Source organism: Moorena producens PAL-8-15-08-1, from assembly GCF_001767235.1.
Lineage (GTDB): Bacteria > Cyanobacteriota > Cyanobacteriia > Cyanobacteriales > Coleofasciculaceae > Moorena > Moorena producens_A.
Genome location: NZ_CP017599.1, coordinates 6,354,838 through 6,369,279, shown reverse-complemented (window position 1 = coordinate 6,369,279; position 14,442 = coordinate 6,354,838). Strand labels below are relative to the sequence as shown.

The following is a 14,442-nucleotide window of genomic DNA, read 5'->3' as shown; positions in this document are numbered from 1 at the left end:
ATTCTTCATTCACCATTCTTCATTCTCAATTCAACAACATCTCACACACCAAAATAAGCTGGTTCATTCCCCGGCTTCCACTTAATATTGCAACCAATACTAGGCTTTTGCTCAGAATTCACCGGTTGCGACCCTAGCACCGCATCAATAGCTGCTCGTAAATCCTTACCCGTAACTGGTATCCCATTACTAGGACGACTATCATCCAATTGACCTCGGTAAACTAGCTCTTGGTTAGCATCGAATAGAAAAAAATCTGGGGTACAAGCAGCTGTATAAGCCTGAGCCGTTTGCTGACTCTGATCATGACAGAAGGGAAAGGTAAATCCCAGCGCCTGAGCCATTTCCTTAAGTTTATCGGGAGCATCATCCGGGTAATTATCCGCATCATTAGCGCTAATCGCCACCATACCGAGATTAGCATCGGCATAGTCTTTCCCTAACTTGGCCAATTCTCCCTGTACATGTTTAACAAAAGGACAATGGCGGCAGATAAACATGACCAGTAACCCCTGCTTACCGGCAAAGGTCTCTAAGGAAATCGTCTCGCCAGACACTGCATCCGGTAACTGAAACTCTGGTGCTTTGGTACCTAAGGACAACATTGTCGAGTTAACTAGTGCCATCGTTTGACTCCTAAACTATTGCGGTGACAACTGATTTTCTTCTAACCTTGCCTACGATATCAGATCCCATGGCAACGGCTATGATCTGATCTGGTAATCCGACCCAGAACCAAACTACCAAACCACCAAACTACCAAACCACCAAACTACCAAACCACCAAACTACCAAACTACCAAACCACCTTGAACTTTCAACCAACCAACCAAAAAAACGTGGTATAATAGACCAACTTCCTATAGGTAGTTGTTTGGAAGAAGTGATCCCTAAGCAACGGGACGTTCTGGTGCCAGCCGTTACTGGTGATTAATGGGAATTACTGTTTCAGGTGTTGCAGCAAAGACGAGTAAAAGGTGAAGATGGGTATCAAACCCTTGTATTGATACACTGGCCTTTTGGCCTTTTGGCCTTTTGGCCTTTTGGCCTTTTGGCCACGCTACGCGAACGGCCACGCTACGCGAACGGCCACGCTACGCGAACGCGCTACCCTTGGAAACCGCAACCGTTGCCCAAGGGAGGGAACCCTAAGAGTTAGCAGTAGTCACTGATGGTAGAACCTCCCCCATGAACGCGCTCCATGGCTACCAAGATCAGCAGAGGGGATGGTCAGGGCGTGAATCCGATTTCGGCAGAAGCACAATAGTTGGAATAAATATGACCGTCCAACCCAAAGATTTCAATGGCAATAACAATGAATCATTAAGAATGCTAGCACGGGCGATCGCATTTTCTCAGGGACAATTTTCTCTGATTTTAGCCCGTTGTAATTATCAATCATTGCGGCAGCGATTAACACAACAACTGACAGAACGCTACCAGATTAAGTTTCACTCCAGGGCTTTGGCCTCATCGGCTACAAACCTCTATAGCAATGTTCAAGCGGAACTTACTTCAGAACTCCCCGATGCGGTGATTGTTCACAATTTGGAATTAGTCAGGGATATTGATAGGTTATTGGTTTCTACCAATAATGCACGGGATGAATTTCGCAAAACGTTCCCCTTCCCCCTGGTGTTATGGGTAACCGATCAGGTCCAACACAAGCTCAGGCGAGTAGCACCAGATTTCACCAGTTGGGCTGCTACTCCCATTGGCTTTGAGATGGCAACGGATGAGTTAATTGATTTTATCGAGCAAACAGTCAATCAGGTCTATGGCAAAGTATTAAACTCTGGTGCTGGCAGATTTCTGGACAATGATGACTTGAATTTGGGCATTGGTTCGACTCGCCGCACCGAGTTAAAGTCAGCCCAGAATGAGCTAAAACATCGTAAAGTCAGATTAGACCCACCGTTAGAAGCCAGTTTAGAATTTGTCTTGGGTCGTGCCGCTGATGGGTCATCACAAGAGTCTCTGGAACATTATCAGCGTAGTTTAGCCCTTTGGCAGCAGATTGAGCCAGAGGTCAGGGAAACCGAGGGAAAACCCCAAACATTCACCTCCTCATCAGAGCGGGTTGGATGCTTACTGTACTATTTAGGATTATGGTGGCGTACCTATGCTGAGAGACATCGGGCTGAACATCAAGTGGCTTGTGGTCATGCCGCAGAGTATTATCAGCAATGTATTAAGGTCTTTGAACAAGCTGAACGACCGGACTTAGTTGCCAAATTTATTAATCCTTCGGCAGAGGTACTGCAACGACTGGGACAGTGGGATGAGTTGGAGGCGGTTGCTAACACAGCCTTGACTCTCCATCAAACCTATGGTCATCCGTTTAGACTAGCGCGAGCCCATGGCTTTTTAGCAGAAGTCGCCTTATGGAAATCTGATTGGACTAACGCGCAACAGTTAGCCCAACAGGCTCTGTTAATCTTAGAACAGGCATTGTGTGAATTCTGTACACCAACCTCATGCTCACTCGAAACCGATTGTGATTGGGAGCGCTCATTTCACCAAGGTTGGTATTTATTGTCTCTAGCGCGATCGCATCGTGGGGCTGCGCGATCGCAACAGCAACAGCAGCAAGCTAAAATCCAAGACAGTCTGACAACTCTGGAAACGGCTAAAGCCAGAACCAAACCCCAGTACGATCCAGAGCTTTACATTCGGATTTTAGAAGAATTGCGCCAGTGCTACTGCCAACAAGGTAACTATTTGACAGCTTTTCGGGTTAAACAAGAACGACGCTCCATTGAGCAGCAGTACAATTTTCGAGCCTTTATTGGTGCTGGTCGATTGCAGCCTAAACAACAGGTAACTAACCCAGCATTACCAGATCTAGACTACCACAATTCTGTCACCCCAGCTATTGCGGCTTCTGGTAGACAAGGGGATGTCAATCGCTTAATGCAACGTATGGGCCGTAGTGACCATAAACTAACGGTAATTTATGGTCAATCCGGAGTAGGAAAAAGTTCCCTTGTCCAAGCTGGGTTAATTCCCACCTTGAAACAAAAAACCATTGGCTCCCGTGAGGTGTTAACGGTTTTCCAGCAAATTTATACCGATTGGATTCCCGAATTTGGGAAAGCATTAGCCAAGTCTCTGGCCGAAAAAAAACTGATTAAGTATCATGGGAATACTCTAGAAACAACAGCCGCAATTCTCAAGACATTCTGGCAAATAACAGAAGATAATATCCTAGTTGTTTTAGTATTTGACCAATTTGAAGAATTTTTCTTTGCTGCCAAAGACAGAAAAAAACGAATGGTTTTCTATGAATTTATGAAGAGCTGTTTGAATATTTCCTATGTAAAAATTATTTTATCCATTCGAGAAGATGACCTTCATTATTTGTTAGAGTGTAACCGTCTAATTAACTTAGATGTCATTAACAACAATATTTTAAATAAAACGATTCTTTACTATCTCGGTAACTTTTCACCAAAGCAAGCTAAATCAGTTATTCAAAGCTTAACGGAACACACGGCATTTTCTCTAGAGCCAACCCTAACCGATGCTCTAGTCAAGGATTTAGCAGGAGATACAAATGAGGTGCTCCCCATTGAATTGCAAGTGGTAGGAGCTCAGCTCCAAGCCGAAAAAATTACCACCTTAGCAGATTATCTAGCCAAAGGTCCGAAGGAAAAACTGGTTGAACGATACCTAGAAACAGCGATTAAAGACTGTGGTGAAGAGCAGGAACGAATCACTAAACTAGTTTTGTATTTGCTGACCGATGAACACGGGATGCGACCCCTAAAAACTCAGGCCGAATTAGCGGAAGATTTGGACTTAGAGGAGGATAAACTGGATTTAGTACTGGAGGTGTTAGTGGGGTCTGGCTTAGTATTTGAAGTGCCAGAATACCCCGCTGATCGTTATCAGTTAGTTCATGATTATTTAGTATCATTTATTCGCCAAGGACAAGAGCCTCAAATCCTAGCCGAGTTAAAACTCACTAAACAAGAACTAAAGCAAGCACTCCATCAAGAACAAGAGGAACGAAGACGAGCAGAAATTGCAGAAATTAGAGCCCTGAGTTCTCTGTCTCAAGCTCTACTGTCTTCCCACGACCAGTTAGGAGCATTGGTCGCTAGTGTAAAAGCTGGGAAACGATTACTCACCACAGAGGTTACTCGTGAGATCAAACAGCAACAAGTGAATCAGCTTCAGGAAATTATCAATAACTTGCAAGAGTGCAATCGTTTGGAAGGACATGATGCGGGAGTATTTGGTGTTTGTTTAAGTCCCGATGGTAAACTAATTACTTCTGCTAGTGAAGATGGCACCATCAAGATTTGGGGAATTGATGGCAAAGCCTTGGCAAGCTGTCGGGGTCACAAGGAGCAAGTGTTTAGCATTAACTTTAGTCCCAATGGTGAAATGTTTGCCTCTGCCAGTGCTGATGGCACCATCAAACTCTGGCAACGGGATGGCAAGTTACTGAAAACTCTCAGAGGTCATAAAAACCAAGTTTTCAACATTAGTTTTAGTCCCGATGGTCACACCATTGCTGCTGCTAGTAAGGATGGCACCATCCAGCTCTGGCATCCTAATGGTACTCGGATTAAAACCCTGACCAGGTTTGGTCCTGCTAACTTTGGGATTAGTTTTAGTCCTGATGGTAAATCCCTTGCGATCGCTAGTGAAGATGGCACTATCAAACTCTGGAATTTAGACAGTAGTTGGCCCAAAATTTTCAATCGTCATGCAAGGGGTGTCTGGAGTGTCTGCTTTAGTCCAGATGGTCGGATGCTGGCTTCCGGGAGTTCGGACGGTACCGTTAAACTCTGGAATATAGATGGCAAAGAACTCAACTCCATCGATAATTATGGCTTGCCAGTCTATCGGGTTAGATTTAGTCCCGATGGTCAAATGTTAGCACTAGCCAGTAAAGATAATCGAATTCGACTTTATAACCTTGATGGCATTAAGCTCAAGACCTTACGAGGACACAAAGGGTCTGTGTGTGGGGTAAGTTTCAGCCCCGATGGACGGCTACTGGCTTCTGCTAGTGTAGATAAAACTATCAGACTTTGGAGTCTCAAGGGCATTGGACTCAATACTCAGCAAAGCCATACTGGTAAACTTATCGGCTTTTGTTTTAATTCTACCGGTCAGCAGTATGCTTCAGCTAGTGAAGATAAAACAGTGAAACTATGGAGTCTAGACGGCACATTACTGAGAACTTTCTCAGGACATGAAGCTAGTGTCAGGAGTGTCAGTTTTAGTCCTAAAGCAAAACTATTAGCCACTGCTAGTGTGGATGGTATCATTAAAATTTGGCATCTTAATGGAGCCTTACTGCAAACCTTTCCAGCCCATGGTCTGAGTATCAGGAGTCTAAGTTTTAGTCCTGATGGTAAAATCCTGGCCTCTGCGGGTAATGACAGAATCATCAAGCTGTGGGGAATTGATGATAAGTATGGACAGGATAACGGAGTACTCATAAATACTCTCAACGGTCATCTTGCTAAAATCCTTACCATTAGATTCAGTCAGGATGGTCAGATGCTGGTTTCCGCTGGAGAAGATAAAACCATTAAACGTTGGCGTCTCGATGGTAGCTTAATCGATACGATTCCAGCCCATAGTCTAAAAATTGTCTGTTTGAGATTCAGTGGGGATGGTGAAATTATGGCTTCCGCTAGTACTGATAAAACAGTGAAACTTTGGAGTCTGGATGGTAAACTTATCACTACCTTACAAGGACATCAAGCAGGAGTTAGAGGTGTTGTTTTTAGTCCTGACAGTCAAATTATTGCTTCAGTTAGTGCTGATAGAACGGTAAAGCTTTGGACTCGTGATGGTAAGGAATTCAAAACCCTAAAAGGACATCTTGCTCCTGTGTGCAATGCCTGTTTCCTGGCTGACGGTGAAACTTTGGTATCGGTCAGTGAAGATGGTACTGCTAAAATCTGGAATATCGATGGTACAGAAATCAAAACCGTTGGCGGACCGATTAATGGCAGTACAGTCGTAGGTGTAAAACCTGGACAGGGGATAGTTACCAGGGGGAGTCATACAGCTATGTCTGATTTAAGCTCTGATTTAAAGGATTTATTGGTGAAGGGGTGCTATTGGATCACGGACTATTTAAAGCATAATCCTACCTTGAGTGAAAGCGATCGCAAATTGTGTGATGGGATTTTACCAGAAATTTTGAATGGGGAGTAGGGAGTAGGGAGTAGGGAGTCGGGAGTCGGGAGTCGGGAATCGGGAGTAGGGAATCGGGAATCGGGAATCGGGAATCGGGAGTAGGGAGTAGGGAGTCGGGAGTATAGCTTTTTTGAGTCTAATCAGGTACACAGGATTTTTTGCTTGTTCCCTGTTCCCTGTTCCCTGTTCCCTGTTCCCTGTTCCCTGTTCCCTGTTCCCTAGTTATATCAACAAGCTACTCTCTACAACTAGACCGCTGACTGAGCCATAGAGGATTTGAGTAGCACCAGAATCGATAATACCTCCGAGGTCTTCACCAGGAACTCCTATGGCTAAGTCATCGTAGCCGTCCCCATTGAAGTCCTGCACCCCTAAGCTAGCTCCAAAGTTATCGTACTCCTCAGCTATATCCTTAACCCCAAAACTATCTTGGGTCCAGAACTGGTTGCCAGTAGTAGTCAAACCAAAGACAGAACCATAGATAATATTTACAGCCCCACCATCAGTGATTGAATTGATATCTTCATAGGGACTTCCCACAGCTAAGTCATCATAACCGTCGTTGTTAAAGTCGCCCACAGCTAAAGTAGTTCCGAAGCCGTCAAATGCTTCAGGGTTGCTGACAATGAGATCGTCTTGAGTCCAGAGTTGATTACCAGTGGTAGTTAAGCCGGTTGCAGAACCATAGAGAGTATTAACTTTACCTGTGTTAGTGTTTCCATCATAATTTTCAAAAGGAGCACCGATCGCCAGGTCATCATAGCCATCCCCGTCAAAATCTCCCGCAGCCAAACTGCTACCAAAAAGGTCACCTTCGTTATTGAAACCCCCACTAAACGCACTTTGTAACCAGAGTTGATTACCAGTGGTAGTTAAGCCGGTTGCAGAACCATAGAGAGTATTAACTTTACCTGTGTTAGTGTTTCCATCATAATTTTCAAAAGGAGCACCGATCGCCAGGTCATCATAGCCATCCCCGTCAAAATCTCCCGCAGCCAAACTGCTACCAAAAAGGTCACCTTCGTTATTGAAACCCCCACTAAACGCACTTTGTAACCAGAGTTGATTACCAGTGGTAGTTAAGCCGGTTGCAGAACCATAGAGGGTATTAACTTTACCTGTGTTGGTTTTTCCATCATAATCTTCATAGGGAGTACCGATTGCCAGGTCATCATAGCCATCCCCGTCAAAATCTCCCGCAGCCAAGCTACTACCAAAGCGGTCATTTTGTTCATTACTATCCTCAGGAAAAGTAATCTGGATGGAATATTGGTTACCAGTGCTCGTTAGACCGAAGTAGGAACCATAGATAATGTTAAGCATCCCAGTATCTTTAGTCGATTCCCAATCCTCGTAAGGCGTGCCTACCGCTAAGTCATCGTAACCATCCCCATTAAAGTCCCCTGAGATCAGGGTCTCTCCAAAGCGATCATCAGCTTCAGTTGAACTGCCAGCAAGATTGTCTTGCTTCCACAATTGGCTACCAGTGCTAGTTAAGCCTGTTGAAGATCCTGGGAGGACATTGACTTTACCTGCATTGACTTTACCTGTGTTAATGTCCCCATCAACATCTTCTTTGGGTGTGCCTATAGCCAAGTCGCCCCGACCATCACCATTAAAATCCCCTCCAATTAAGCTAGTGCCAAAGTAGTCATGGGCGTTATCGACTCCGGAAGGAAATACGGTTTGATTCCAGAATTGATCGTTGGGAATACTCATAATATCACTACTCTTTAATGTTTATCTAATTTGTTCAAAGTCAACAAGCTACTTTTTATGGGACAATAGTTATAATCTTCCTTTGTGGGTTTATTGATATTGGGTTTATCTGCTTTGTTGTTGACATAAAACCGAATAATTCTTTAGTTAATCAAGAGTCAAGGTAATCTACCAAAACCCAATCGAGAAAGCTAATGCTAATTTTTATTGGCACCAAAAATTATTTGGATCCTCTTGGGATATTCGCCTAAGGAAAGGGCACCGGTAAGTTTTCCAACACCAACCTAAGTAGTCGGACATAAATAAACGGTACTGTCTCGAAAACTGTAAAATGCTTGTAACCTTTACCCCAAAAGCTTTTGCCTATATTTACAAAACTTTATACAGCACCCAAAGCTTTTGTTCGACTACTTATTATCTAAATTACTGCGCTAGCATGCTACATTGCTGCATACATTTTTCTAGCAATGCTAGTAGAGGGTCTCAACTAAAAATACTAAATATTAAGTGCTCCCCTGAGCTTGGGTGTTTTTTATTTTGCTACTTGAAATTACTAGTTATTGGAACAATCAACTAGTTAAGATTGATGGCTGATTTATTTACCAAAAACAGTATTACATATCAATCCGAACTAATTGAGCTACTTAACTCAAAATTTACTAAATCTTGAAACGAATAAAGTTGTTATAAAAAATACTTTGAGGAGAGATATAGGGCTTGGGAATAGGGAATAGGGAATCGGGAATCGGGAATCGGGAATTGGGAAAGACAAAGGAGGGTGGGAGGTGTGCGAGGCGCGGGGAGATGGGGAGATCTTGGTTTTTATGATCTATTGGGTCGTGCGCCTCACCGCAATCAGCTTCTAGATTCTAGTTCCTGGGGGGGCGACATGAGAGCTAAAAAGTAGACTGTATAAGCTTCATAGCTCTCATACCTCGTAAATAATTATCGAGCTTATGACGACTTAAACGCATCAAAGCATAAACTAATTCCCAACATTTATCCATAAAATGAATCCATTTTTGAGCATACATTCCAATATAAAAACTGCTATGTCTTTTAGTTAATCGCCCATATTCTTTGACTCTCGCTACATAGTCCTGAACTCCTTTTTTATTAATTATTTCTCCTTTAATTGTGGCAATAAAGTAAGCAAAAGAGATTATAATAAGTAAAGATATAAAGCGTTTACCGACAACATTACTGCCTTCCATATTATATCCACCGCTTTTATAATCTCGGAACATTTCCTCAATATCAAAACGTTTTTTATAAGCTGATATTGCCTCAGACAATTCGCTCATATTTGTTAGGATAAACCAACCTTCTTGGCTTACTGACTTTCGATAACTTTTCTTCCATTTACAGGCAATACTAAATCCTGATACTTGTTTAGTTTTTGTGACTTTAACCTTTTCAAAAAATAACGAAATTCCTGGTTTTAATCCCGAGTTTTTCAGGGAAATCCACCCCTGATTTTTTAATTCAATTTGCTCATTTTTTTCTGGGGGGGCGACATGAGAGCTAAAAAGTAGACTGTATAAGCTTCATAGCTCTCATACCTCGTAAATAATTATCGAGCTTATGACGACTTAAACGCATCAAAGCATAAACTAATTCCCAACATTTATCCATAAAATGAATCCATTTTTGAGCATACATTCCAATATAAAAACTGCTATGTCTTTTAGTTAATCGCCCATATTCTTTGACTCTCGCTACATAGTCCTGAACTCCTTTTTTATTAATTATTTCTCCTTTAATTGTGGCAATAAAGTAAGCAAAAGAGATTATAATAAGTAAAGATATAAAGCGTTTACCGACAACATTACTGCCTTCCATATTATATCCACCGCTTTTATAATCTCGGAACATTTCCTCAATATCAAAACGTTTTTTATAAGCTGATATTGCCTCAGACAATTCGCTCATATTTGTTAGGATAAACCAACCTTCTTGGCTTACTGACTTTCGATAACTTTTCTTCCATTTACAGGCAATACTAAATCCTGATACTTGTTTAGTTTTTGTGACTTTAACCTTTTCAAAAAATAACGAAATTCCTGGTTTTAATCCCGAGTTTTTCAGGGAAATCCACCCCTGATTTTTTAATTCAATTTGCTCATTTTTTTTAAGTCTTAAACAAAACTTAAACCCTTGTTTGTCTAGCCATTCAGCCAATTTAACTGAACAAAACTCTCGGTCTCCCAAAATAACAACATGATAGCTATCAAATAGCCCTATAATAGTTGATAGTATTTGTTTTTGCTCTAAAAAATTACTTGAACCAAGTTTTGAAAGAAGTTCAAAATAAATTGGGATTGCTCGGTTTTTATAAATTATACTAACCACCAATAAATTTTTGTTATTCCAATTAGTCCTATCGATGGCTAAATAGATTTTTTTGTGTTTATCAAATTTTTGAGTGAGCCATTCTCTAACAAGTGGAAACCACATTTTTTTTATTTGAAATATTGGTAATGAAAAAAATCTCTGTAACTTTTTACGCCTTGAGTTACATTTAATAGGCAAAGGTAAAGATTCAGCAATTTTTTCGAGTTTAACATCCTTGATATCTTGTACAATGATTACTACAAGGTAAAAAAACAATAATTGAGATTCGGAAAGGAGATTTTTTAAATGTTTTTGATATAATTCTGGTAGCATTTTGAATTGATAGGTCGTCTTGACAATTTCTGACCTATCTTTTTTTACCATAATTCGCTCAATTTAATATATATCAAGGGTTACGGGGCGCTTGTCGCCCCCCCAGCATTTTTTTTAAGTCTTAAACAAAACTTAAACCCTTGTTTGTCTAGCCATTCAGCCAATTTAACTGAACAAAACTCTCGGTCTCCCAAAATAACAACATGATAGCTATCAAATAGCCCTATAATAGTTGATAGTATTTGTTTTTGCTCTAAAAAATTACTTGAACCAAGTTTTGAAAGAAGTTCAAAATAAATTGGGATTGCTCGGTTTTTATAAATTATACTAACCACCAATAAATTTTTGTTATTCCAATTAGTCCTATCGATGGCTAAATAGATTTTTTTGTGTTTATCAAATTTTTGAGTGAGCCATTCTCTAACAAGTGGAAACCACATTTTTTTTATTTGAAATATTGGTAATGAAAAAAATCTCTGTAACTTTTTACGCCTTGAGTTACATTTAATAGGCAAAGGTAAAGATTCAGCAATTTTTTCGAGTTTAACATCCTTGATATCTTGTACAATGATTACTACAAGGTAAAAAAACAATAATTGAGATTCGGAAAGGAGATTTTTTAAATGTTTTTGATATAATTCTGGTAGCATTTTGAATTGATAGGTCGTCTTGACAATTTCTGACCTATCTTTTTTTACCATAATTCGCTCAATTTAATATATATCAAGGGTTACGGGGCGCTTGTCGCCCCCCCAGTTCTAGTTCACATTCTTAAGCGTTGCTTAAATCAAGGTTTCGGCATGAATCAACTCATAACCAGCAACTTTCAACTTCTGATTATCTACCCGGGCGTTATTGGTTCGGAAGTTAGGTTGTGAAGAATCCCATAACACTTTCGGGAGATTGTAGCGATCGCATATTTCATCAGTCACCTCCCGCGTAGTAAGTTTGACGTCATTAACTAAGTTGTAGATACCTTGGGAACGATTTTGTCTGGCAAACTCCACGGCCTGAACAATGTCGTCTCGGTGAATCCAATTGATAAAGTTATCGCCACTGCCAGGAAGCGTGGTGCCAGCCAGTCGCTCAAACCGCTTGCTTAACTCACGACCGGGACCATAAATCCCCCCAAGGCGCAGAATACAGACGTTGCGATCGTCACTGCTTGCCCCTAATAAAATATGTTCCGTCAAAGACAAAACCCGACCATGTTCGTTGGCTGGAACGATGGGAGAATTTTCATCGACCCATGCCCCCTCTTGGTTACCGTAGACGGCGCAACTACTTAGGTAAAGTACCTGCTTCACATTGGGATTATCTGCTAAAGCTGTTACCAAATTGCTGGCAGTGGGGATGTAGGTGGCTTCGTAGAGGTTGGCATCAACTTGCCTATTACTGATCGGCGCAATACTCAGCACAATAGTGTCCTGATCGATAAGCGCCGACTGCATCCCTTGGGGATCATCCCCTTTCATCACCACTACCTGTGAAGCAACTTCTTTCAGCTTTGCTACCCGTTCTTGGGTAGTAGTGGTAGCTGTCACCTGGTGACCCTGCTGGTGATGCCAAAAATTTGCTAGAGCTGTGCCAACATAACCGCAACCAATGATGGTAATATTCATAAGGTATACGACCTAGGGATATTCGTAACAATTTCAAGAAAGCGAGTCTAAACCCCTCCCGAAACCGATCCGTTGGAGGAGTATTGAGTAGTGAGTATAGTGAGTGTAGATTGAGTGTTCAGTAGTGAGAATTACTCAATACCGAAAAACTCAGTAGATGCTTTGCTTTGGGTGGATACATTGTTTTCTATAGGCACAGAAGCTTGAATATCTCAGCTGAGCTAGTCAAGCTGAAACTGTTCCCCGCTCTGAATTTAGGACTGATATCCTGACTTTAGGCTTGGACGGTAAGCGTCTTGCCTATGCTTGACTTCAACAGTTGAGCTGTTGGTTCCGGATTTAGAAACCTCATATCAATCTGTCTAGGACTTTCTAATAGAATTCCCAGACGTTATGATTACCTCACAGTTTTGCCTCAATCCTGAACAGCTTTTGATTTCCCGATAGATATTGCTCCTGATCTAGATCACATGTACACAACCTGTTCTATTATATCAATTTTAGCCTAAATGTAAATATTTGTAAATGTAATGTAAAATACATTCGTTGCTGTGCTACAATGTCGTCAACCTTAAGGGAGCAGCCAACAGGGAGCAGCCAACAGGGATCAGTCAACAGTGGCACACCATCCGCCCAAAATCCCCAGGGTTTCAAGTGGGGTAGAGTTCAATTCAGGGGCTTCTTAGCATCGATAGCACCTGCTATTTGGGATTATGTGAGAGAAATGGTGGTAAAGTGGTTATCTTGGCACAGAGTTGAGATTGCTTAAACAGCTTAATCTGGATTCAGCAGCTTGATCTCGAAATCTGTAACGTAAGCATATGCGCTACGCGCACGCTGCTTGAGGTGCCGTGAGCTTTTGGCTCACGCTACTTGAGGTGCCGTCAGCCGTTGGCCGTAGACCAAGCTAAGGGAACAGCCGTGAGCTAAAGCTCACGCTGCGCGAACAGCTTATTTTATTCAAAAGCACCGATTGCGCTACGCCCACGCTGCTCTCTTGGCAACTTTTGTCCTGTACTGAGATTTACGCCTAGTCTTATAAAAAAAAAAGATGACCATGAAACCATATTTCTCTGCACTTTTAATCCTATCCACAGTAACCACAATGACTGGTTGCACGAACATTGGTGGTACGCCAAGGGCACAGGCTGCGCCATGCGAAAATCCTCTCACAAAAAACGATGTTCTAGCTGCACAGGAAAGCTGGGGCAAAGCCATTGTCGCCATTGGCAAGGCACAAAACCCAGAAGCAGAAGCACAAAGTACTCTTGACAGGCTTTATGCTTATGATCTTGGTACGGTTTTGTTCAAACCAACACTGGCCAGCGATGATCCGTTCAGAGGCACGGAGAAAGAGGCTTTGTCTTATTTTGTCGGTGGCAGCATCAGCGAAGATAAAGGTTTTGCTCTTGCGCCCTATAACAAAGTGCGCTTTGAGAATGAAGGAATTATTACCAACTGCGATACAGCCATGTCGATGGGTGAGTATTTTTTCACCAAAACAGACGGTAGCGAGATCAAGGTAGAATACTCTTTTGGTTATGTTCGCGATGAAAACGGTGATCTGAAAATCAATCTGCACCATTCATCTCTGCCGTATCAAGCCAAATAAGGGCGATTGACCGTAGGTCACGCTACGCGATTCGGCAAAGCCGACGCTACGCGAACGCACGTCTGACAAAAGTTGAGCTAGGTCTGGCGCTAGACTGTCCACCCATTGCTGTTGCTGGCTCGACTCTTTTGGCGGTTGAATCTCTTCTGGTGGTTGGGTCATTTCGGGTGCTGCTTCTATCTGTGATGCTTCAGATAATGCGCTCGGCTGTACAGGGGGCTGATTTGCTTCTGGCTTGGGCGTTTCGGGTACTGCTTCGGCATGATTGGGATTTGGGGATGGGATTCGGCAAAGCCGACCCTACCGGAACGCATCTGTTTTTATCCCCACTGATTATAGCGGTGCTCATAGTAACGAGGTACACAGGATTTTTTCCCACTTCCGACTTCCCTACTCCCTACTCCCTGCTCCCTACTCCCTTTTTTTTTAATTGGAGCCATTTTGGCGACACAAACAGAGGAAACAGTATTGTAATTAAAGTATTGCTTAGTCTGTTTTTGTCCAAACACAACTTACCAGACCCAAGCTCTAGACACAAGTTACTAGCTCTCAGTCTGCGTTCAAGACAAGACCTTGCTCCCCTACCCCTCACCTCGGTAGGGGATTTATTTTGAGGTTAGCTGATCTGATCAGGGTGAATGGTTACGTTGATTC

The 14,442-nt window shown here is 42.2% G+C and carries 8 protein-coding genes and 3 pseudogenes; 3 read left to right on the top strand and 8 right to left on the bottom strand.

The genetic code is table 11. The annotated features are described in order from the left end of the window. Nucleotides 1-41: 41 nt before the first annotated feature. Nucleotides 42-626 carry a thioredoxin family protein gene (locus BJP34_RS23310; protein WP_070394394.1) on the bottom strand — a complete coding sequence of 195 codons (585 nt, stop codon included), beginning with the start codon at nt 624-626 and terminating at the stop codon, nt 42-44. A 562-nt stretch (nt 627-1,188) separates the two neighbouring features. Between BJP34_RS23310 and BJP34_RS23305 the strand changes: the two genes are divergently transcribed. Next, a complete protein-coding gene (locus BJP34_RS23305; RefSeq protein ID WP_083305315.1) occupies nt 1,189-6,186 on the top strand; it encodes a PD40 domain-containing protein in 4,998 nt (1,665 codons plus the stop codon). On the opposite strand, the gene BJP34_RS44160 is transcribed toward BJP34_RS23305, so the two are convergent. The 6 genes and pseudogenes from BJP34_RS44160 to BJP34_RS23280 all read right to left on the bottom strand — a co-directional run bounded on the left by BJP34_RS44160 (nt 6,160) and on the right by BJP34_RS23280 (nt 12,176). Further along, nucleotides 6,160-6,318, bottom strand: coding sequence for a hypothetical protein (locus BJP34_RS44160; RefSeq protein ID WP_158517407.1), 159 nt, complete (start codon nt 6,316-6,318; stop codon nt 6,160-6,162). The two genes, BJP34_RS23305 and BJP34_RS44160, sit on opposite strands and share 27 nt — an antisense overlap. 72 nt (nt 6,319-6,390) lie before the next feature. Continuing rightward, on the bottom strand, nt 6,391-7,887 hold the full coding sequence (locus tag BJP34_RS23300; protein WP_070394392.1) for an FG-GAP-like repeat-containing protein: 1,497 nt from the start codon (nt 7,885-7,887) through the stop codon (nt 6,391-6,393). An 855-nt stretch (nt 7,888-8,742) separates the two neighbouring features. Next, nucleotides 8,743-9,392 (bottom strand): annotated as a pseudogene (locus BJP34_RS47760) (IS4 family transposase); the annotation flags it as partial. Then, a pseudogene (locus BJP34_RS23290) lies at nt 9,368-10,554 on the bottom strand (IS4 family transposase). The pseudogenes BJP34_RS47760 and BJP34_RS23290, both read right to left, overlap by 25 nt. 107 nt (nt 10,555-10,661) lie before the next feature. Further along, nucleotides 10,662-11,204, bottom strand: a pseudogene (locus BJP34_RS23285) (transposase); the annotation flags it as partial. A 132-nt stretch (nt 11,205-11,336) separates the two neighbouring features. After that, nucleotides 11,337-12,176: an SDR family oxidoreductase gene (locus tag BJP34_RS23280; protein ID WP_070394391.1), complete on the bottom strand. Its 840-nt coding sequence runs from the start codon at nt 12,174-12,176 to the stop codon at nt 11,337-11,339. A 1,051-nt stretch (nt 12,177-13,227) separates the two neighbouring features. On the opposite strand from BJP34_RS23280, the gene BJP34_RS23270 reads away from it, so the two are divergent. Further along, on the top strand, nt 13,228-13,788 hold the full coding sequence (locus BJP34_RS23270; protein ID WP_229423990.1) for a hypothetical protein: 561 nt from the start codon (nt 13,228-13,230) through the stop codon (nt 13,786-13,788). On the opposite strand, the gene BJP34_RS40695 is transcribed toward BJP34_RS23270, so the two are convergent. Next, the gene (locus tag BJP34_RS40695; protein ID WP_149031133.1) at nt 13,762-13,950 is read right to left on the bottom strand and encodes a hypothetical protein; all 189 of its coding nucleotides are present in this window, start codon (nt 13,948-13,950) and stop codon (nt 13,762-13,764) included. The genes BJP34_RS23270 and BJP34_RS40695 overlap by 27 nt on opposite strands. Before the next feature lie 23 nt (nt 13,951-13,973). On the opposite strand from BJP34_RS40695, the gene BJP34_RS23265 reads away from it, so the two are divergent. Further along, nucleotides 13,974-14,402, top strand: coding sequence for a hypothetical protein (locus BJP34_RS23265; RefSeq protein WP_149031132.1), 429 nt, complete (start codon nt 13,974-13,976; stop codon nt 14,400-14,402). Nucleotides 14,403-14,442 lie beyond the last annotated feature (40 nt).

Bases quoted from the DNA above. Each gene is read 5' to 3' on its own strand.
- BJP34_RS23310 (WP_070394394.1), bottom strand. From the start codon at position 626: ATGGCACTAGTTAACTCGACAATGTTGTCCTTAGGTACCAAAGCACCA.
- BJP34_RS23280 (WP_070394391.1), bottom strand. From the start codon at position 12,176: ATGAATATTACCATCATTGGTTGCGGTTATGTTGGCACAGCTCTAGCA.
- BJP34_RS23300 (WP_070394392.1), bottom strand. From the start codon at position 7,887: ATGAGTATTCCCAACGATCAATTCTGGAATCAAACCGTATTTCCTTCC.
- BJP34_RS23265 (WP_149031132.1), top strand. From the start codon at position 13,974: ATGCTTCAGATAATGCGCTCGGCTGTACAGGGGGCTGATTTGCTTCTG.
- BJP34_RS23305 (WP_083305315.1), top strand. From the start codon at position 1,189: ATGAACGCGCTCCATGGCTACCAAGATCAGCAGAGGGGATGGTCAGGG.
- BJP34_RS23270 (WP_229423990.1), top strand. From the start codon at position 13,228: ATGACCATGAAACCATATTTCTCTGCACTTTTAATCCTATCCACAGTA.
- BJP34_RS40695 (WP_149031133.1), bottom strand. From the start codon at position 13,950: ATGACCCAACCACCAGAAGAGATTCAACCGCCAAAAGAGTCGAGCCAG.